This window comes from Ramlibacter sp. MMS24-I3-19 (genome assembly GCF_050320135.1).
GTDB lineage: Bacteria > Pseudomonadota > Gammaproteobacteria > Burkholderiales > Burkholderiaceae_C > Ramlibacter.
Genome location: NZ_CP190017.1, coordinates 2,334,474 through 2,355,628 on the forward strand (window position 1 = coordinate 2,334,474; position 21,155 = coordinate 2,355,628).

The 21,155-nt window shown below is 70.3% G+C and carries 12 protein-coding genes and 1 pseudogene; 5 read left to right on the plus strand and 8 right to left on the minus strand.

Going from position 1 to position 21,155, the window contains the following annotated elements; translation table 11 throughout:
• Nucleotides 1–467: 467 nt before the first annotated feature.
• From ACPWT1_RS11725 to ACPWT1_RS11760, 8 genes are all read right to left on the minus strand, one after another.
• The gene (locus ACPWT1_RS11725) at nt 468–863 is read right to left on the minus strand and encodes a hypothetical protein (protein WP_427911363.1); all 396 of its coding nucleotides are present in this window, start codon (nt 861–863) and stop codon (nt 468–470) included.
• Complete coding sequence (locus ACPWT1_RS11730; protein WP_427911364.1) at nt 864–1,046, minus strand: hypothetical protein; 183 nt, start codon at nt 1,044–1,046, stop codon at nt 864–866. It abuts the gene before it with no gap.
• A 171-nt stretch (nt 1,047–1,217) separates the two neighbouring features.
• The gene (locus ACPWT1_RS11735) at nt 1,218–1,445 is read right to left on the minus strand and encodes a hypothetical protein (RefSeq protein WP_427911365.1); all 228 of its coding nucleotides are present in this window, start codon (nt 1,443–1,445) and stop codon (nt 1,218–1,220) included.
• Nucleotides 1,446–1,478: 33 nt separating this feature from the next.
• A complete protein-coding gene (locus ACPWT1_RS11740; protein WP_427911366.1) occupies nt 1,479–1,793 on the minus strand; it encodes a hypothetical protein in 315 nt (104 codons plus the stop codon).
• Between the two features lie 243 nt (nt 1,794–2,036).
• A complete protein-coding gene (locus ACPWT1_RS11745; RefSeq protein ID WP_427911367.1) occupies nt 2,037–2,756 on the minus strand; it encodes a hypothetical protein in 720 nt (239 codons plus the stop codon).
• A 96-nt stretch (nt 2,757–2,852) separates the two neighbouring features.
• Nucleotides 2,853–2,999, minus strand: a complete 147-nt coding sequence (locus tag ACPWT1_RS11750) for a hypothetical protein (protein WP_427911368.1) — start codon at nt 2,997–2,999, stop codon at nt 2,853–2,855.
• 48 nt (nt 3,000–3,047) lie between these two features.
• Entirely contained in the window at nt 3,048–3,431 is a 384-nt protein-coding gene (locus ACPWT1_RS11755) for a hypothetical protein (protein ID WP_427911369.1), read from the minus strand.
• Between the two features lie 144 nt (nt 3,432–3,575).
• Nucleotides 3,576–4,157 carry a hypothetical protein gene (locus ACPWT1_RS11760; protein WP_427911370.1) on the minus strand — a complete coding sequence of 194 codons (582 nt, stop codon included), beginning with the start codon at nt 4,155–4,157 and terminating at the stop codon, nt 3,576–3,578.
• Nucleotides 4,158–4,623: 466 nt separating this feature from the next.
• On the opposite strand from ACPWT1_RS11760, the pseudogene ACPWT1_RS11765 reads away from it, so the two are divergent.
• From ACPWT1_RS11765 to ACPWT1_RS11785, 5 genes and pseudogenes are all read left to right on the plus strand, one after another.
• Nucleotides 4,624–13,298: pseudogene (locus ACPWT1_RS11765) on the plus strand (cadherin-like domain-containing protein); the annotation flags it as partial.
• Nucleotides 13,298–15,766 carry a response regulator gene (locus tag ACPWT1_RS11770; RefSeq protein WP_427911371.1) on the plus strand — a complete coding sequence of 823 codons (2,469 nt, stop codon included), beginning with the start codon at nt 13,298–13,300 and terminating at the stop codon, nt 15,764–15,766. The pseudogene ACPWT1_RS11765 and the gene ACPWT1_RS11770, both read left to right, overlap by 1 nt.
• Nucleotides 15,767–15,785: 19 nt before the next feature.
• A complete protein-coding gene (locus ACPWT1_RS11775; protein WP_427911372.1) occupies nt 15,786–17,696 on the plus strand; it encodes an EAL domain-containing protein in 1,911 nt (636 codons plus the stop codon).
• Between the two features lie 472 nt (nt 17,697–18,168).
• Entirely contained in the window at nt 18,169–19,881 is a 1,713-nt protein-coding gene (locus tag ACPWT1_RS11780) for a methyl-accepting chemotaxis protein (protein WP_427911373.1), read from the plus strand.
• Between the two features lie 7 nt (nt 19,882–19,888).
• The gene (locus ACPWT1_RS11785) at nt 19,889–21,154 is read left to right on the plus strand and encodes a methyl-accepting chemotaxis protein (protein ID WP_427911374.1); all 1,266 of its coding nucleotides are present in this window, start codon (nt 19,889–19,891) and stop codon (nt 21,152–21,154) included.
• Nucleotide 21,155: the final 1 nt, after the last annotated feature.

Here is a 21,155-nt window from a genome sequence, read left to right on the forward strand (position 1 = left end):
GTCACCGGCATCGCGGCCGACGACAGCGGTCACGCGTACGTCATCGGGCGCACCAAGGATCCGACGCAGGGCTTCCCGACCACGGCCGGTGCGTTCGCCACCACGGCGTCGCCGCACGAAACGGGTTACCTGCGCATCTACGACACCACGCTCACCGGTGCCGCATCGCTGCAGTACTCCACGCTGATCGGCGGCACGGTGGACGCGTCCGGCAAGCTCGCGACAGGCCTCACGGACAGTCCCACCGGCATCGCGATCTCCGGCGGCTACGTGGCCATCACCGGCACCACCGACACCGCGGACTTCCCGACCACGTCAGATGCCTTCAGCCGCACCGGCAGCGGCACCACGGGCTTCGTGCTGGTGCTCAAGCCCAAGGGCAACGGTGCCGGCGACCTGGTCTACGGCACGTACTACGGCGCGGGCCTCAGCACCGGCGGCGTCGCCTGGGGGACGGGCAACCGCCTCTACATGGTGGGCTCCGGCAACGCGACCGGCCTGTCGACCAGCGACGGCGCGCAGCCCGCCCAGGCCGGCGGCGGCGATGCCATCGTGGCCCTGTTCGGCGGCTTCCCCAACAGCGCACCCGTGCTCGCCGGCACGGCCAACCTGCCGGCGCAGGTCGAGGACGCCGCGGCGGGTGCCGGCACGCTGGTCTCGGCCCTCGTCGCCGGAAAGATCACCGACGACGACACCGGCGCCCTGCGCGGCATCGCGATCACGGCGGTCGATTCGAGCAACGGCAGCTGGCAGTACACCGTCGATGGCACGACCTGGTCGGCGCTGGCCACGCCGCCCGCCGGATCCTTGCTGCTGCTTCCCGCGGACGCGACGACGCGCGTGCGCTTCGTGCCGAACGCCAACTACGCGGGCAGCGCGTCCATCACCTTCCGCGCCTGGGACCAGACCAGCGGCGCGGCAGGCACGGTGGTCACAGCGGCCGCGGTCGGCGGCAGCACTGCGTTCAGCAGGACGACCGCGACTGCCAGCGTCACAGTGACGCCAGTGAACGATGCGCCGGTGCGCACCGCCGGCACGCTCGCCAACGTGTCGCTGGTCGAGGGCGGGCCCTCGCCGTTCGGCCTGCAGAACCTGGCCTACGGGCCCGGTGGAGGCAGCGACGAGGCCGGGCAGGTGCTCAGCGTGACGGTCACGGCGCTTCCCTCGGTCGGCACCATCCTGCTCGCCGATGGCACGCCGGTGGTCCTGAACACCAGCTACACGGTGGCGCAGCTGCAGGGCATGACATTCCAGTCGCGCGCGCTGGGCACAGGCACCTTCGCCTTCACCGTGCGCGACGACGGCGGCACCGCGGGGGGCGGCGTGGACGCATTGCCGCAGTCGCTCACCATCACCGTCACCAATGCAGCGCCGGTGCTGGCCGGATCGAATCCGTTCACGGCACTGGAGGACGTCCCCGGCAACGGCACGCTGGTGAGCGACATCGTCGCGGGCCAGGTGAGCGATGCCGGTGGCTACTACGGCATCGCCGTCGTGGGCACGCCAACCGGCAGCATCGGCGGCACGTGGCAGTACAGCGTCGACGGCGGCAACAGCTGGCAGTCCCTCAGCGGTTCGGCGTTCGGGGCCCGCCTGCTGGCGCCCGATGCGCGGGTGCGTTTCCTCGGCGACGCGGGCGCGAACACGAATGGCGCCATCCCCGGCTTCACCTTCCGCGCCTGGGACGGCAGCAGCGGCACCGCCGGGGGCACCGCTCTGATCTTCTTCCCGGGCGGCAGCAGCGCGTTCAGCAGCGCTACCGCCACCGCGGCGCTCACGGTGACGCCGGTCAACGACATCCCGGTCCGCTACAACGCCGCCACCGGCACCTTCGTGGCGGCGCCGGCGAACGTCACCGTCAACGAAGGCTCGGGGCTCACCTCGCTCGGCCTCGCGTCCATGCAGTACATCCCCGGCTACGCGGTGGACGAGTACAACACGCAGACGCTCAGCTATTCGGTCGCGACCGTGCCTGGCACCAGCGTCGGCACGATCTACCTGGCGGACGGCACGACCGTGGTCAAGGCCGGCACCAGCTACAGCCTGGCCCAGATCCAGGGCATGCGCTTCAAGCCGGGCACGGGCGTGCAGAACGCCAGCGGCACCTTCAGCTGGCTGGTGAAGGACAACGGCGGCACGGCCAACGGCGGCGTCGACACGCTCGTCGAGTCCATCACGGTGACGGTGCGCAACGTCGCGCCGACGCTGACGGGCACCAATGCGATCCCGCCGATCCTGGAAGACGTGCCCGGCAACGGCATCCGCGTCGCCGACCTCGTGGCCGGCCGGATCGCCGACCCGAGCGGCTCGAGCGGCATCGCGGTGACCGGCGCGGCGGCGGGCAGCACGGGCACCTGGGAATACAGCAGCAACGGTGGCACGAGCTGGACATCGCTGGCAGCGGCCAGCCCCACCAGCGCCATCCTGCTCGACTCCGGCACCCAGTGGCGCGTCCGCTTCAATCCCGCACCCAACTGGAACGGCACGCCCCCGGCATTCACCTTCCGCGCCTGGGACCGCAGCAGCGGCACGGCCGGCAGCACCGCCGACACCACGTTGAACGGCGGCACCACCGCATTCAGCACGGCGACCGCCAATGCGACCGTGGTCGTCGGCGCCGTCAACGATGCGCCCGCGCGCACCGACGCACCGGGCGTGCCCCTCGCGCCCCTGATCATCCTGGACGGCACGCCCACCACGTCGCTCGGCCTCGCCGGCGTCACCTTCGGCCCTGGCGGCGGCCCCGACGAGGCCACGCAGGGCATCGTCAGCTACACGGTCACCGCATTGCCCTCGACGCTGGGCACGACGTATCTCGCCGACGGCACCACGCAGGTGGTGCTGGGGTCGAGCTACACGCTGGCCCAGATCCGGGGCATGCAGTTCGAGTCATCCGGCATCGGCGCGCTGGGCACGCAGGCCTTCTCGTTCGCCGTCAAGGACAGCGGCGGCGTGGCCAATGGCGGCGTCGACACGGCCACCTTCACGGTCAGCGTCATCGTCAACCGGGCGCCCGTGCTCAATGGCGCCAACTCGCCGCTGACGGTCTACGAAGATTTCAAGTGGACCGGCAACGTGCCCGGCGGCAATCCGCCCCCCTGGGCCAGTGCCGCCCAGCGCGCCGGCGTGCTGGTGTCCGACATCGTGGCCGGCCAGGTGTTCGACACCAGCGGCAGCCAGGGCGGCATTGCCGTGACGGGCCTCACGGGCGATGGCACCTGGCAGTTCTCGCAGGACGGTGGCACCACGTGGACCACGCTCTCGGGCGTCAGCGACAGCGGGGCGATGCAGCTGGCCGCGGATTCGCAAACGCGCGTGCGCTTCCTGCCATCGGCCGACTGGAACAGCACGATGGGCACCGCGGGCCTGACGTTCCGGGCCTGGGATCGCACGGTGGGCACGCCCGGGACGCTGGCCGACGTCACGTACAACGGCGGTCCGTTCGCCTACAGCGCCGCGACGGCGACGACGGTGATCGCGGTCATCGCCGTCAACGACGCGCCGGTCTCGGTGGGCGCCACGGGCGGCACCGTGCAGGAAGGTGCGCCGCCGGTGGCGATGCTGGCCAGCGGCGGCTACGCCCCGGATCCGGCAACCGCAACGGACGAAGCGGGGCAGGCACTGTCGTTCACCTTCACGACGATCCCGGGCAGCGTGCAGTTGCTGCTGGCCGACGGTGTCACGCCGGTGGCCACCGGCACCGCATACACGCAGGCGCAATTCGAGTCCATGGTGTTCCGCTCCGGCGCGGGCGCGACCCCGGGGGTGTCCACCGTCGCCTTCACGGTGCAGGACAACGGCGGCACCGCCGACGGAGGCTCCGACCGCGGCAACTTCACGCTCAAGCTCACGGTCACCAACAAGGCGCCCGTGCTGCTGGGCGCGAACCCGATGGCGGCCATCGCGGAGGACACGACGGGCAGCGGCACGCTCGTGGCCGACCTGGTGTCCGGCCAGATTGACGATCCCACCGGGACGCGCGGCATCGCGGTCACCGCCGTCGACAACAGCCACGGCACCTGGCAGTACAGCATCGATGGCGGCGCCACCTGGTCCGGTCTCGGCACGGCTTCGACCACCAGTGCCCGCCTGCTGCTGGCCGACGCGCAGACGCGCGTGCGATACGTGCCAGCGGCGGACTGGAACGGAACAGCCACGCTGTCATTCGCGGCCTGGGACGGCACCAGCGGCGTCGCCGGCGCGGTCGCCGATGCCTCGCTCAGTGGCGGCGCTTATGCCTTCAGCACCGCGATCGCGACCACCAGCATCACGGTGACACCGGTGGACGACGCTCCCGTCGGTGGCGTGGTCACCGACCTCACCGTGTCCGAGGACAGCGGCAGCACGGGCCTCGGTCTCGACAGCGTGGGCTACGGGCCTGGCGGTGGCGCCGACGAGGCCGCGCAGGTGCTCACCTACACCGTCGCGGCCCTGCCCCCGGCGACCTTCGGTCGCGTCACGCTGGCCGACGGGACGGCCGTCACGCCGGGCGACTACACGCTGCAGCAGGTGCGCGGCATGCGCTTCGTCACTGCCCCGGATGCCAACGGGACGGCGAGCTTCACCTTCAACGTCAAGGACGACGCGGGCGGCCTGCTGGTGCAGGCGATGGTGATCACGGTGATGCCGGTGAACGACGCACCGACGCCGGTGGTCGACGTGGTGGCCGGCACCGAAGACGCGCCGCTGGTGATCGCGCCGGCCACGCTGGTGGCCAACGACACCGACGTCGACGGCGACATCCTCACGCTCACGGGCGTGAGCAGCGGCAACGGCGGCACCGTGGTGCTGTCCAACGGCAGCATCGTGTTCACGCCGAACCCCGACTTCAACGGCGTGGCCAGCTTCAGCTACACGGTGGCGGACCCCAGCGGCGCCACCGCCACCGGGACCGTGCGGGTCGATGTCGCGCCGGTGAACGACGCGCCGATTGCCAACGACGACGCTGCCACCGCGCTCACCAGCCTGCCGCTCACGATCGCATCGTCGACGCTGCTGGCCAACGACGTCGACATCGACGGCGACACGCTCACCATCACGTCGGTCGGGTCCGCCGTGCATGGCACGGTGACCCTGGGCTCCGCCGGCGTCACGTTCACGCCCGACGTGCTCTACCTGGGCCCGGCGAGCTTCACCTACACGGCGAGCGACGGCCACGGCGGCACGTCCACGGCCAAGGTCGACGTCAGCGTGAACGCGGTGGTGGGCAACAGCGCGCCGACGGCCAATGCGGACACGGTGGGCGCCACAGAGGACAAGCCGCTCACCATCACGGCCGCCACGCTGCTGGCCAACGACTCCGACCCGGACCTGCTGGATTCGATCTCCATCGTCGGCGTGGACGCCGTGCAGGGCGGCACGGTCTCGCTGGCGGGGACCACGATCACCTTCACGCCGGACGCCGACTTCTCGGGACCCGCGCGGATCACCTACACCATCAGCGACACCCACGGCGCGACCGCGGTGGCGCTGGTCACCGTCAACGTGGCGCCGGTCAACGACGCGCCGGTGGCGCGAGCCGACTCGGTCGCGGGAACCGAGGACCAGGTGCTGACGATCGCGCCGTCCACGCTGCTGGCCAACGACACCGACGTCGAGAACGACCCGCTCACCATCACGGCGGTCACGAACGGCACGGGTGGCACCGTGGCCCTGGTGAACGGCAACGTCGTGTTCACGCCAGGCGCCAACGTGAATGGCCCGGCCAGCTTCAGCTACACCGTGTCGGACGGCAAGGGCGGCACCGCCAATGCGACCGTGTCGGTGACGCTGGCGGCGGTGAACGACGCACCCGTGGCCAATCCCGATACGGTGGCAGCCACCGAGGACCAGGTGCTGACCCTCGATCCGGCCGCGCTGGTGGCCAACGACACCGACGTGGACGGCGGCACGCTCACCGTGACCGGCGTGGCGGACGCCACCGGCGGCACGGTAGCCCTGGTCAACGGCAACATCGTGTTCACGCCCGTGGCCAACCTCAACGGCGCGGCGAGCTTCAGCTACACGGTGTCCGACGGGCAGGGCGGCAGCGACACCGCCGTGGTCACCGTCAACATCGCGCCCGTCGACGACGCACCCGTTGCGAACGACGACACCGCAACCACCGCCGAAGACACGCCGCTCACGTTCGCAGTGGCCGACCTGCTGGCCAACGACACCGACGTCGACCACGACACCCTGGTGATCACCGGCGTGACGGCCGGCATCGGCGGGTCGGTGCAACTGTCCGGCAGCACCGTCGTCTTCACGCCCACGGCCAACTTCAACGGCAACGCGAGCTTCGGCTACACGGTCTCCGACGGCCACGGCGGCACCGCCACCGGCACCGTCAACGTGCTGGTGACCCCGGTCAACGATGCACCGGTGGCGGGCAGCGACACCGTCAGCGGGACCGAAGACACGCTGGTCGTCGTGGACCCGGCCACGCTGCTGGCCAACGACACCGACGCGGACCTGGACTCCTTGTCGATCGTCGGCGTCGGCGGCGCCACGGGCGGCACCGTGGCGCTGTCCAACGGCGCCATCGTCTTCACGCCGGACGCGGACCTCAATGGCGCCGGCAGCTTCAGGTACACCGTGAGCGACGGGCAGGGCGGCGTCGCCACCGGCACCGTGGTGGTGAATCTCGCCGCCGTGAACGACGCGCCGCTGGGCCACGCCGATGTCCTGGCTGCCACCGAGGACGTGCCGCTGGTGGTGTCCACCAGCTCCTTGCTGGCCAACGACACCGACGTCGAGAACGACCTGCTGGCGATCACCAGCGTGGCCAATGCCTACGGCGGCACGGTGACGCTGTCCGGCAGCACGATCACCTTCACGCCCGATGCCAACTTCAACGGCACGGCCGGCTTCACCTACACCTTGTCCGACGGCCATGGCGGATCGTCGGATGCGGGCGTCACGATCCGCGTGGCCCCGGTCGACGATGCGCCGGTCGCGGGCAACGACACGGCCGCGACGCAGGAGGACGTGCCGCTGGTGCTGGCGCCCTCGGACCTGCTGGCCAACGACAGCGACGTGGAGAACGACCCGCTGTCGATCGTCGGCGTCGCCGATGGTGTCGGTGGCCAGGTGAACATCGTCGGCGGCAACATCGTGTTCACGCCCGACGCCGACTTCAACGGCACCGCGACCTTCCACTACACCGTGTCGGACGGCAATGGCGGCGTCTCGACCGCGCTGGTCACGGTGACGGTGGCAGCCGTCAACGATCCGCCCGTGGCCGGGAACGACGTGTTCGCCGGCACCGAGGACACGCCGGTCAGCATCGCGGTGAGCGACCTGCTGGCCAACGACACCGACGTCGACAGCAGCACCCTCGCCATCACCGGCGTCACGGCCGTTCAGGGCGGCACTGTCACGCTGTCGGGTAGCACCGTCCTGTTCACGCCGGCGGCCAACTTCAACGGCAACGCCAGCTTCAGCTACACGCTGTCGGACGGCGACGGCGGCCAGTCCACCGGGACTGTGACGGTGCAGCTGGCGCCGGTGAACGACGCGCCAGTGGCCGTGGACGACGCGATCGCCGGCACCGAGGACGAGCCCCTGGTAATCGCGCCTGCCACGCTGCTCGCCAACGACATCGAGGTGGACGGCGACACGCTCGCGCTCACGGGCGTCACCAGCGGCACCGGGGGACGGCGGTGCTGTCCAACGGCAGTATCGTGTTCACGCCCGACGCCAACTTCCATGGCGCGGCCAGCTTCAGCTACACCATGACGGACGGGCAGGGCGGCATCTCGAGCGCCAACGTCACGGTGCAGGTGGCCTCCGTCAACGACGTTCCGGTGGCAACCGATGACTCGCTGTCTGCCACCGAGGACCAGCCGCTGACGATCGCACCGTCGGACCTGCTGGCCAACGACACCGATGCGGACCTGGACGCGCTCACGATCGTGGGCGCCACGAACGGCACCGGCGGCACGATCGCGTTCTCCGGCAGCAACCTGGTGTTCACGCCGGCCGCCAACTTCAACGGCACGGCCAGCTTCAGCTACACGGTGTCCGACGGGCAGGGCGGCACGTCGACGGCTCTCGTGACCGTCACCGTGGCGGCGGTGGACGACCCGACCGTGGTGCAGGCCGACGCAGCGACAGTGGACGAGGACAACGTCGCCACCGGCAACGTGCTGGCCAACGACACCGATGTCGACAGCCCGCTGCTGGTGGCCAGGTTCAGCGTCGGCGGCACCAGCTATGCCGCGGGCGCCGTGGCCACGGTGGCTGGCGTGGGCAGCATCAGCATCGCGGCCGACGGTGGCTTCGCGTTCACGCCGCTGGCCGACTGGAACGGTGCCGTCCCGCAGGTCGCCTACACCACCAGCACCGGCGCTGTGGGCACGCTGGACATCACGGTGCGCGCGGTCGACGACCCCAGCGTGCTGGCTGCCGACACGGCCGTGGTCGACGAGGACAACGGCGCCACCGGCAACGTGCTGGCGAACGACAGCGACATCGACAGCGTGCTGCAGGTCGCCACGTTCACGATCGGCGGGTCCACCTACGCCGCCGGTTCGACCGCCGCGGTGGGCGTCACCGGCAGCCTGACCCTCGCCGCCGACGGCAGCTTCACCTTCACGCCGGCGGCCAACTGGAACGGCACGGTGCCGCAGGTCGCTTACACGACCAGCACGGGGACGGCCAGCACCCTGGACATCACGGTGCGTGCGGTGAACGACCCCACGGTCGTGCAGGCCGATGCAGTCACGGTCGACGAAGACAACACCGCGACCGGCAACGTGCTCACGAACGACGTCGACGTCGACGATCCGCTGCAGGTGGCGGGCTTCACCATCGGCGGCAGCAGCTATGCCGCGGGCGCCACCGCGACTCTTGCCGGCATCGGCAGCCTCACCCTGGCCGCCGACGGTGGCTTCACGTTCACGCCACTGGCGGACTGGAACGGTGCGGTGCCGCAGGTCACCTACACGACCACGACCGGCGCCAGCAGCACGCTGGACATCCAGGTGAACGCGGTCGACGATGCCACGGTCGTGCAGGCCGATGCTGTCACTGTGGACGAGGACACCACGGCCACTGGCAACGTGCTGGCCAACGACCGCGACGTCGACAGCGTGCTGCAGGTCGCCACGTTCACGGTCGGCGGCTCGACCTACACCGCAGGATCGAGCGTCGCGCTCGCGGGCACCGGCAAGCTGATGCTCGCCGCCGACGGCAGCTTCACCTTCACGCCGGTGGCCAACTGGAACGGCACGGCGCCGCTGGTCGCTTACACGACCAGCACCGGTGCGAGCAGCACGCTGGCGATCACCGTCACCGCCGTGGACGATCCGACCGTCGTGCAGCCCGACGCCGTGACCGTGGACGAGGACAACGCGGCCACCGGCAACGTGCTGGCGAACGACAGTGACGTCGACAGCGTGCTGCAGGTCTCCACGTTCAGCATCGGCATCACGAGCTACGCCGCCGGCGCGACGGCCGCCGTTGCGGGTGCCGGTAGTTTCACCCTGGGCGCCGATGGCACGTTCAACTTCACGCCGCTCGCGAACTGGAACGGCACCGCCCCGCAGATTTCGTACGTCACCAGTACTGGCGCGGTGAGCACGCTCGACGTGACCGTGCGCGCGGTCGACGACCCCAGCGTGCTGGCGGCAGACACGGCCGTGGTGGACGAGGACAACGCCGCCATCGGCAACGTGCTGGCGAACGACAGTGACGTCGACAGCGTGCTGCAAGTGGCCACGTTCTCCATCGGCAGCACGAGCTACGTCGCCGGCTCGACCGTGGCCCTGGCGCCCGGCAGTTTCACGCTGGCGGCGGACGGTAGCTTCACCTTCACGCCCGTCGCCAACTGGAACGGCACGGTGCCGCAGGTCACCTACGCGACCACCACGGGTGCGGCGAGCACGCTGGTTCTCACCATCAGGGCCGTCGACGATCCCACCGTCGCGCAGGCCGATGCGGTCACGGCGGACGAGGACTCCGCCGCCGCGGGGAACGTGCTGGCCAACGACACCGATGTCGATTCCGCCTTGCAGGTGGCGAGCTTCGATCTCGGCGGCGCAACGTATGCCGCCGGCTCCTCGGTCGTGGTCGCGGGCGCCGGCACGTTCGCGCTCGGCGCCAGCGGCGATTACAACTTCATCCCCGTCGCGAACTGGAACGGCAAGGTGCCGCAGGTCACCTACGCCACGACCACCGGCGCGGTGAGCACGCTCGACATCACGGTGCGCCCGGTGGATGACCCGAGCGTCCTGGCTGCGGACGCGGTGGCGGTGGACGAGGACACCGTCGCTTCGGGGAACGTGCTCGCCAACGACATCGACGTGGACAACACCCTGCAGGTCGCGACGTTCTCGATCGGCGGAACGACGTCCACGGCGGGCAATGCGGTGGCGGTGGCTGGTGCCGGCAGCTTCACGCTGGGCAGCGACGGGTCGTTCACCTTCACCCCGCTGGCCAACTGGAACGGTTCGGTGCCCCAGGTGACGTACACGACCAGCACCGGCGCGGCGAGCACGCTGGACATCACGGTGCGCGCGGTCGACGACCCCACCGTCGTGCAGGCCGATGCGGTGACTGTCGACGAGGACAGCCCCGCGGTCGGCAACGTGCTGGCCAACGACACCGACGTGGACACCACGCTGCAGGTCGCCAGCTTCAGCATCGGCACGACGGGCTACACGGCCGGGTCGACGGTCGCCGTGGCAGGCGCCGGCAGCTTCACCCTGGGCAGCGACGGGGCGTTCACCTTCACGCCGCTCGCCAACTGGAACGGCAGCGTGCCGCAGGTCACGTACACGACCAGCACAGGGGCGGCGAGCACGCTGGCGATCACCATCACCGCGGTCGACGATCCCACCACGGTGGCGGCGAATGCGGTCACGGTCGCCGAGGACAGCGTGGCGGCCGGCAACGTGCTCGCCAACGATGTCGACATCGACAGCACGCTGCAGGTGGCCAGCTTCAGCATTGGCGTCGACAGCTACGCCGCCGGCACCACGGCGGTCCTGGCGGGCATCGGCAGCATCTCGATCGCGGCGGACGGCAGCTTCATCTTCACGCCAGGGGCCAACTGGAACGGCACCGTGCCGCAGGTCACCTACCTGACCAACACCGGCGCGACGAGCACGCTGGACGTGGCGGTGACTGCGGTGGACGATCCCACGATCGCCAACCCCGACGCCGCCACGCTGGCCGAGGACACGACCATCGCGGGCAACGTGCTGGCCAACGACAGCGACGTCGACAGTCCCTTGCAGGTCGCCACGTTCCGCGTCGGAACCAGCACCTATGCGGCCGGCGCCACCGCCGTCCTCGCCGGCATCGGCAGCTTCAGCCTGCAGGGCGACGGCAGCTATGCCTTCACGCCGGTTGCCGACTGGAACGGCACCGTGCCGCAGGTGGTCTACACGACGAGCACCGGCGCGAGCAGCACGCTGGACCTGCAGGTCACGGCGGTCAACGATCCACCCGTGCGCACGTCGGCCGCACCGGGGTCGCTGTCGGTGGTCGAGGGCAGCGGCGCGACGTCCCTGGGGCTGGGCTCGCTCGCGTACAGCCCGGGCGGGGGCGCCGACGAGGCGTCGCAGACGCTGGTGGTCACCGTCACCTCGCTGCCATCCAGGATCGGCACCCTCGTGCTGGCCGACGGGCGCACCGCCGTCGTCGCGGGCGCCAGCTACACCGTCGCCGACCTGCGTGGCATGCAGTTCATCGCGTCCGGCAGCGTGAGCAGCGGCACGGGCAGCTTCACCTTCACGGTGGCGGACAACGGCCCCGGCGGCGCGGCGGCCGCGATCGGCGAGCGCATGGACATCGCCATCGTCAACCAGGCACCGACGCTCGCCGGTGCGAATGCGCTGCCCACGATCGCCGAAGACACGCGCGACGCGGCCGGCATGCGCGTGGCCGACCTGGTGGCCGGGTTCGCCAGCGATCCGCTCGGGCACACCGGAATCGCCGTTGTCATCGCCGACAGCAATGGCGGCCACTGGGAATTCAGCCGCGACGGCGGTGCGAGCTGGTCGGCGTTCACCGGCGTCAGCACGGCGGATGCCGAGCTGCTGGCCCCGGACGCGCAACTGCGTTTCGTCCCGGATCCCGACTGGAACGGCGAGGCCGGCGGGCTGGCCTTCAGAGCCTGGGACTTCAGCAACGGCACCGCGGGCAGCACGCGCGCCGACACCCGCATCAACGGCGGCAGTTCCGCCTTCAGCACGGCGACGGCGACGACCAGCATCACGGTGCAGCCCGTGAACGACGCGCCGGCCCGCAGCGATGCTGCCGCGCCGAGCGTCGCCAACGTGGACGGCGTCGGCGCGGTGTCGCTCGGCCTGGGCAGCCTGGCGTACGGCCCGGGCGGCGGGATCGACGAGGCCGGGCAATCGCTGACCGTGACCATCAGCGCCTTGCCGCCTGCGACGGTGGGCACGGTCGTCCTGGCCGATGGCCATACAGCCGTCGTCGCAGGAGCGAGCTACACCCTGGCGGACCTGCGCGGCATGCAATTCGTGGCCGCGCCCACCGGCAATGGCACCGTCACCGAGCTGTCCTGGACCGTGCGCGACAACGGTGGCACCGCGGCTGGCGGCAACGACCAGGCGACGGGCGTGCTGCGCATCCAGGTCGGCAGCCTGGGCGTGGACACCGGCGTCAAGGTCGGCGCCGTCGCGCCGCAGGCCGCTGCCATCGCGCCGGTGTCGGTCGCCCCGATCGAACACGCACCGGCTCCCGTCGCGAACAGCGCGCCCGTCGCCTCGCCGGGTCGCGTCGGCGGCACGGTGGACACGGCACTCGGCGGCAGCCTCGACATCGGCAGCGGCAGCAACGTGCTGGGCACGCTGCTCGGCTTCGCATCGCAGCAGCTGCAGCCGACGGTGGATGCCGGCCGCACGACGCCGCTGGTGCAGATGGAGCAGCGCAACGTGGCCTTGGCCAGTCTGGACGTGGCGGGCGAGTTCGTGCTGACCGGTTTCGCCGGGCTGGAAGGCAGCGTGACACGCGTATCGGCCGAGCAGTTCCAGCAGGCGCTGCGCTCCGGCCTGTTCGTCGAGGAGCTGAACCGGTTGCGCCGCCAGTTGCACGACCAGTTCGATCTCGATCGCACGGCTGCCATCGAAGTGGCCGGCCTGTCGCTGGGCGTCTCGCTGGTGTACGTGCTCTGGCTGATTCGCGGCGGTGTCCTGCTGGGCAGCTATCTCTCGGCGCTGCCCGCCTGGCGCCTGCTCGATCCGCTGCCCGTGCTCGCGCGCGCCGGCGACGACGAGGAGGAGGACGACGACGAGCCGTTGTCGGCCACCCGGCCGATGCCCGCCGATCCCCTGCGAGGTTTCGCATGAAATTCCTGAACACCCGCGTCTACATCGCCATGGGCCTGGCCTCGATCGTCAGCACCGTGCTGCTGGCCGCATCGTTCCTCGGGCTAGTCCCCGATCGCAACCAGGCGATCCGCGCCGGCCATGTGGCGCTGGCCGAATCGCTGGCGGCCAGCAGCGCCTCCTTCCTGAACAGCAACGACCCCACGCGCGTGCAGGACCTGCTGCGGTTCGTGCAGGGCCGCAACGACGACCTGCAGTCGATCGGTCTGCGCTCCCGCGAGGGGCGGTTGCTGCTGGCCACCGGCGACCACGCGCGGCACTGGGTGCCAGTGGAAAGCGGCCGCGCGCCGGAGTCCCAGGTGCAGGTGATGCTGTATGCCGGCAACCAGCCCTGGGGCCAGCTGGAGATGCGCTTCGCGCCGCTGGTGTCGCCGGGCGTCCTTGGCGTGCTGCAGACGCCGCTGGTCGTGCTGCTCGTGTTCACGGGCACGCTGTGCGTGCTGGCGTTCTATGCCTACCTGCACCGCGTGCTGCGCCACCTCGATCCGTCCACGGCGATCCCCTCGCGCGTGCGCTCCGCGTTCGACTCACTGACCGAAGGCCTGGTGGTGATCGACCAGAAGCAGAACGTGGTGCTCGCCAACGAGGCGCTCACGGACATGCTCGGACGTCCGCACGAGCAGCTGATGGGACGCCCCGTGGCCGAGATCGACTGGCTGGATGCCGACGGCGAGCCGCTGCCGCGCGAGCAGTTCCCGTGGGCCGCCGCACTGGCCAGCGGCACGCTGCAGCGCGACCTGCCCATGAAGCTGCGCGACGTGCAGGGCCAGATGCACAGCTTCGTCGTCAACTGCTCGCCCGTGCTGGCCAGTGGCGGCAAGCCGTCCGGCGTGCTGGTCAGCATGAAGGACATCACGCTGCTCGAGCAGAGCCGGGTGGAGCTGCGCGAGGCCAAGGACGAAGCCGAGGCGGCCAACCGCGCCAAGAGCGAATTCCTGGCCAACATGAGCCACGAGATCCGCACCCCGATGAACGCGATCCTGGGCTTCACCGAGCTGCTGCGGCGCGGCTTCGGCAAGAGCGAGCGCGAGTCCTCCCGCTACCTGGACACCATCCACCACAGCGGCCGGCACCTGCTGGGGCTGATCAACGACATCCTGGACCTCTCAAAGGTGGAGGCGGGCCAGCTGACGGTGGAGCGGATCGGATGCGCGCCGCACGAGCTGGTGCAGAACGCGCTGGCGGAACTGGGCCTGAAGGCGCAGGAGAAGGGCGTGCGGCTCTCGCTGCGCCTGCTGACGCCGGTGCCCGAGCGCGTAGAGTCGGATCCGGTGCGCATCCGGCAGGTGGTGCTCAACCTCCTGAGCAACGCGCTCAAGTTCACCGAGCGCGGTTCGGTGGAGGTGGTGCTCGCCTGCACCGAGGGCGCCTACACCGTGGAAGTGAACGACACGGGCATCGGCATGGAGCCGTCGAAGGTGGAGTCGATGTTCGACCCGTTCACGCAGGCGGACGCCTCCATCGCACGCCGCTTCGGGGGCACGGGCCTTGGCCTCGCGATCAGCCGCCGCCTGGCGCGCGCGCTGGGCGGCGAACTCTCGGGCACCAGCCAGCCCGGGGTCGGCACCAGCATGATCTTCAGTTTCGCGACCGGCCCCCTCGAGGGCGTGCGCCTGCTCGATGGCGACGACATGGCCTCGGCGCCCGCGAAGGCGGCCCCGGCCACCCGCACGCGCGTGCGCCTGCCCCCGGCGCGCGTGCTGGTGGTGGACGACGGCCCGGAGAACCGCGAGCTCGTGTCCCTGGTCCTCACCGAACACGGCCTCTGGGTGGAGGAAGCGGAGAACGGCCAGGTGGCGCTGGACAAGGTCGCGGTCGGCAGCTACGACGTGGTGCTGATGGACATCCAGATGCCCGTCATGGACGGCTACACGGCCGCGCAGGAGTTGCGCCGCCGCGGCGTGCAGGTGCCTGTCGTCGCGCTCACGGCGCACGCCATGAAGGGCTTCGAGCAGGAGGTGCTGGAGGCCGGCTTCAGCGCCTACCTGGTGAAGCCGGTCGACATCGATGCGTTGCTGCGGCTGCTGGCGCAACTGCTCGGCGGATCGGCCGAGACGGTGGCCGTGGTGCCGGTCGCCATCGAGGCCAGCGAGGAAGGCCAGGCCGCCACGGAAGGCCCGATCCGCTCGCGCTTCGCCGGCAACCGCAACCTGGTGCCCATCGTGCGCAAGTTCGCCGGCCGCTTGGCCGAGCAGCTGGGGCTGGCACGCAGCGCGGCCGATGCCGGCGACCTGCCCGAAGTGCAGCGGCTCGCGCACTGGCTGGCGGGCGCGGCCGGGACCGTGGGCTACGACGCCTTCACCGAGCCGGCGCGCGAACTGGAAGCCGCCGCCAAGGCGGGAAATGCGCCGCAGGTTGACGGCCTTCTGCAACGCTTGGCACGAATGGCGCAGCAAGTCGAGATTCCGCACGTGGCCGCGGGCTGACCGCATGGACAATCGCTCCATGCAAGGAATGGACAGCGGCGACGGCGCCGAGATGACCCGCGTGGAGGGCGACTCGGCCCGCGATGCCGGCACCCACCCGACCGTGTTCGCGCCCGGCGACGACCGGGTCACCGCCCAGGAATTGCGGTCGTTCTCGCGGCCCCAGGCCCTGACGCGGGACCGCGCATCCGAAGGCCTCTCGGACGCGTTGATCATGATGGTCGACGACGAGATGCTGAACATCGAGATGACGCAGGCGTTCCTGGTGGAAGCCGGGTACCGGCGCTTCGTGCACACCGACCAGCCCCAGAACGCCATCGGCATGATGCGCAAGCAGCAGCCCGCCGTGCTGCTGCTGGACCTGAGCATGCCGGGCGTCAGCGGACTGGACATCCTGGAGTTGATGCGCAGCCATCCCGTGCTGCGCCACGTGCCCGTCATCGTGCTGACCGGCAGCACCGACCCGCAGGTCAAGCTGCAGGCGCTGTCGCTGGGCGCGATGGACTTCCTGTCCAAGCCGGTGGACCCGAGCGAGCTGGGCCTGCGCATCCGCAACACGCTGGCCGCCAGCGCCTATCGCGAGTACCTGTCCAGTCACGACCCGCTGACTGCGCTGCCGAACAAGCAGCGCTATCGCGCGGCCGCGGCCGAAGTCATCGCGGCCACGGTGGCCGCCGGAGCCACCGGCGCGCTGCTGCACGTCGGGGTCGATGCGCTGGGACGCATCAACGATGCCTTGGGCCGCGTGGTGGGCGACCAGCTGCTGCAGCGCGTGGCCAAGCGCCTGGCCAGCTGCGTGCAGACCGAGTCGGGCGGCGAGCTGAGCTCGGCCGAGCACGATCCCACGCTGTACCGCTTCGACGGTGACGAGTTCGCGATCGTGGTGCCGTTCATGGAAGCGGGAAGTGCGGCCGCCTTCATCAGCAAGCTGCTCGAGGACGCGGCGGTGAGCTTCCGCCGGCCGAGCGCGCCCGAGGTGTTCGTCACCTGCAGCATCGGCGTCTCCGTGTTTCCGGTCGACGGCACCGAGCCCGACCTGCTGATCCGCAATGCGGGCCTGGCGCTGCGCCATGCCAAGCAGGGCGGCACGCACCGCTACGAATTCTTCTCGCCGCGCTTCAACGAGCAGGCCCAGAGCCGCCTGGACTTCAGCGCCGAGCTGCGCCATGCGATCGGCCGCGACGAGATCGACCTGCTGTACGACCCCTTCGTCGAACTCGAGGGCGACCGCGTGATCGGGGCCCAGGGCGTGCTGCGCTGGCGGCATGCCTCGGGCCGGGTCGTGCTCGGCGACGCGCTGCAGGAGCTGGCTGCACGGTCCGAGATGGACGTGGCGCTCACCGAATGGGCGTTCGAGCAGATGGGCCGGCACGTGAAGAACTGGCGCGCGGCCGGGCTCACGCCGGTGCCCGTCAGCATGACGGCGTCGCTGGCGAGCATGCTCCCGAGCGAGATCGCCACGCTGGTCACTTCAGCGCTGGGCAGCGGCCTGGAGCCGCGCGACATCACGCTGGTCCTGGACAACGTGCGTGGCGTGGAGAGCCTGCCCGCCCGCGAGCTGGCGGCGATCGCCGGACTGCGAACGCGTGGCGTCCGCGTCGCCGTCGCGCACCTGGGCAGCGGCACCTCCCTGTCGCACCTGCGCGCGCTCGCCTGCGACGAGGTGCGCATCGATCCTTCCTTCCTCGAGGGCTTGGACAGCGACCCGGCGTTGCAGGCGATGCTGCTGGGCGTCGGCGACCTGGCGCGCCGGCTGCGGCTGAAATGCGTGGCCTGTGGCATCGACAGCGCGGCGCAGCTGGCCGTGCTGAAGGCGCAGGGCTGGGACCGTGGCCAGGGCCGCCTGTTCGGCAGTCCGGTGTCGGGCCTCGCCTTCGCGGGCAAGTGGCTCACCAAGGGCAAGCCCCGGCAGATCCCCCTCGAGGGCTGATTCCCGCGCGGGCTCCCGGATCCGGCTGATCGACCGCCTCGCGGGCAGCCGCGACGGTCAGCGTATGCGCCTGCAGTTGCTGGACGCGTGTTCCAGGCGACCCGGAGCGCGCGACCCTCCATCACATCGACACCTCGGCGTTCCACGCGGGCGACGAGTCGCTGCTGTTTCCGGCTTGCCTGTCGCCCGCTCGCCGGTGAGGGATTCCGCCTAAGGGCTCTATGTGAATGAGGGTAGGCCGTCGTCATGCGTGCATGTAACGCGGCTGTATTCGTTTTCGGGGCAGATCTGTGGCGTCGGCGCCGCCACGCACGACCGTTCGCGGACTTCCGCGCACCGCCTGGCGCGAAGCTGGCTCGAAATAACGAGGGGCTGGCTAAGCTCGAACGCAACTGTGACAAAAAGAAACTGAAGGCTTGATCGCCAAGCGCACCAGGGGCACAGCGTTTCAACGAGACGCAAGAGGACGGAGATGAAGTTGTTGACCAATGCCTACCGCTGGTTCGCCGCCGACCTGAAGATCGGCTCCCGCCTGGTGATCGCCTTTGCCATCCTGATCGCGCTGGGGCTCGCGGGCTCCATCGTCGGCAGCTGGCGACTGCTCGAACTGCAGCGCATCGCCGAGCGCATGGCGCACGTCGACGCCGAGCTGATGGTGCTGGCCGAGGACTGGCAGCGTGCGATCCAGACCAATTCGCTGCGCACCGACATCATCTTCTTCACCAAGGATGCCGAGGTCATCAAGAAGACCAAGGAAGCGCAGCAGGCAGGCGTTGAGGAGACCAACCGCCGCAACGACCGGATCAAGGAACTGATCGCGGGTGACGCCAAGGCCGAGGGCCTGTTCAACGGCGTGCTCAAGCAGCGCAAGGACTACATCTCGTACCGCAACGTGCTGAAGATGCGGCTCGACGCCGGCGAGGACGTGACGGCGGAAGTCAAGTCGCTGCTGCAGCCCGCCGCCGTGCAGTACGACCTCGCGGTGCAGGCCTTCGGCACCTATGCCCGCGAGCGGCTCGCGAACAACCGCATCGCGGTGCAGAAGAACGCGGCCGCCGGCCAGAACGTGCTGCTTGCCTGCGCCCTCGTGTCCTTGCTGGCGAGCATCTGCCTGGCCTGGGTGATCCGCCGCTCGCTGGTCAAGCCCGTGCACGAGGCCGTCGGAGCGGCCACTGCCATCGCGACCGGCGACCTCACCCGCAGCATGGAGCAGCCCGGCAACGACGAACTCGGCCAGCTGTCCAGGGCCGTCGCCTCGATGCAGGAAGCGCTGCGCGGCATCGTGGCCAACGTGCAGGCCTCCACCGAGAACATCGCGGCGGGCACCAGCCAGATCGCGGCGGGCAATGCCGACCTGTCCACGCGCACCGAGGAACAGGCGGCCAGCCTGCAGCAGACCGCCGCTTCGATGAAGCAGCTGACCGAAAGCGTGCGCGGCAATGCGACGGCGGCGTCGGAAGCCGCGCAGCTGGCCAAGGAGGCCAGCGGCGTGGCGGGCCAGGGCGCCAGCGCGATGCAGGAGGTGGCCAACAGCATGCAGATGATCTCGGAGTCGAGCCGCAAGATCTCCGACATCACCAGCGTCATCGACACGATCGCGTTCCAGACCAACCTGCTGGCGCTCAATGCCGCGGTCGAGGCCGCACGGGCCGGCGCCCAGGGGCGCGGCTTCGCGGTCGTGGCCGGCGAAGTGCGCACGCTGGCCCAGAGCAGCGCCGACGCCGCCAAGGCGATCAAGGCCCTGATCGGCGAGAGCGCCTCGCAGGTCGACAGCGGCAGCAAGAAGGTGATGCAGGCCGGCCGGACGATGGACGACATCGTCGGCCGCGTGAACAAGGTGAGCTCCCTGATTGCGGGCATCAGCGCCGCCAGCGTGGAGCAGACCGCCGGCATCGAGGAAGTCAGCGACGCCATGGGCCAGCTGGACACGCTGACCCAGCAGAACGCGTCGCTGGTGGAGGAGAGCGCCGCGGCCGCCGAAAGCCTGAAGCAGCAGTCGGAGCTGCTGGTCGAGGCGATCAACGTGTTCCGCCTCGATGACGTCCGTGCCGGCCAGGCGCAGGTGGAGATCCCGCCCATCGCGGTCCTGCCGTCCAGGAAGCGCGAGGATGCGCCCGCGCGCGCGTGGCTGAAGTCCAAGGCTTCCAAGCAACCGGTCGCCGACAGCGCGTGGCACGAGATCTGAGCCGGCCATGAAGAACGTGAGCATCTTCGGCAAGCTGGCCTTCCTGGTCCTGCTGGTGCCGCTGTCGCTGGCTGGGTTGATCTTGGTGTTCCTCGAGGCACCCGAGCCGGCACGCTTGCCCGGCGCGGTCGCGATTGCGGTCCTGACGTCCGTCGCGACGACGTGGCTGTGCTTCCTGATTCATCGCAGCAGGATCGCGGTGATCCGGGCGGTCTCGGGCGTGATTGCACGCGTTTCCCAGGGCGACCTGAGCACGCGGGCGACCATCGCGGCATCCGGCGAGACGGCACGCCTTCTCGGCGGGCTGCACGACATGACGCTGGGCCTGCGTTCGCTCACGAGCGAGGTGGCACAGAGCGCGCGCACGGTCGCCGCCAGCAGTGCGCAGATCGCCGAGGGCAACCTGCTGCTGTCCCGGCGCACCGAGGAGCAGGCGGCCACGCTCGAGGAGACCGCCAGCTCGATGGAGGAACTCACCTCCACCGTCAACCACAACGCCGAGCATGCGAACGAAGCCAGCAAGCTGGCCGAGGAGGCCTCGGAGAACGCACGCAAGGGCGCCGGCGTGGTGGACGAGGTGGTGACCACGATGGACGAGATCCTGGATGCGTCCAAGAAGATCAGCGACATCATCTCGGTGATCAACGCCATCGCGTTCCAGACCAACATCCTGGCGCTGAACGCCGCCGTCGAGGCGGCCCGTGCGGGCGAGCAGGGCCGGGGCTTCGCCGTCGTCGCCACCGAAGTGCGCGCCCTGGCGCAGCGCACCACCGCAGCGGCCAAGGAAATCAAGGAACTGATCGCCCAGGCCGAGCAGACGGTGCGTGCCGGCGCGGACCGCGTCGACACCGCGGGCCACACGATGGTGGGCGTGGTGCTGTCGGTCGACAAGGTGCGAACCCTCATCGCCGAGATCGCCGCGGCCAGCCAGGAGCAGAGCGCCGGCATCGGCCAGGTGAACACGGCCGTCTCGCAGATGGAGCACGTGGTGCAGCAGAACGCCTCGATGGTCGAAGAGGCCAGCGGCGCGACCAAGGCTCTCAGCGAGCAGGCACAGGGACTGCTGGAGCTCGTGTCGCGTTTCCGCCTGGGCGATGCCCCGGGGCAGCAGCCCGACGCGACGTCGCGACCGAAGGCGCCTGCAGCCGACGCCAAGCGTTCCACGATCAAGGTGCGCGCGGCGCAGCTGCCACCGGCGTACGCCGCCGCCGTCGCGGTGGCCACCCGCAGTGGCAAGCCCGATGCCTCCAAGGGCAGCTGGGAACAGTTCTAGC

Bases quoted from the DNA above. Each gene is read 5' to 3' on its own strand.
- ACPWT1_RS11735 (WP_427911365.1), bottom strand. From the start codon at position 1,445: ATGTCGCTCACCAGCGTGCCGTTGCCGGGGACGTCCTCCAGTGCCGTG.
- ACPWT1_RS11750 (WP_427911368.1), bottom strand. From the start codon at position 2,999: ATGACGCTGACCGTGAAGGTGGCCGTGTCGACGCCGCCATTGGCCACG.
- ACPWT1_RS11770 (WP_427911371.1), top strand. From the start codon at position 13,298: ATGAAATTCCTGAACACCCGCGTCTACATCGCCATGGGCCTGGCCTCG.
- ACPWT1_RS11775 (WP_427911372.1), top strand. From the start codon at position 15,786: ATGCAAGGAATGGACAGCGGCGACGGCGCCGAGATGACCCGCGTGGAG.
- ACPWT1_RS11780 (WP_427911373.1), top strand. From the start codon at position 18,169: ATGAAGTTGTTGACCAATGCCTACCGCTGGTTCGCCGCCGACCTGAAG.
- ACPWT1_RS11785 (WP_427911374.1), top strand. From the start codon at position 19,889: ATGAAGAACGTGAGCATCTTCGGCAAGCTGGCCTTCCTGGTCCTGCTG.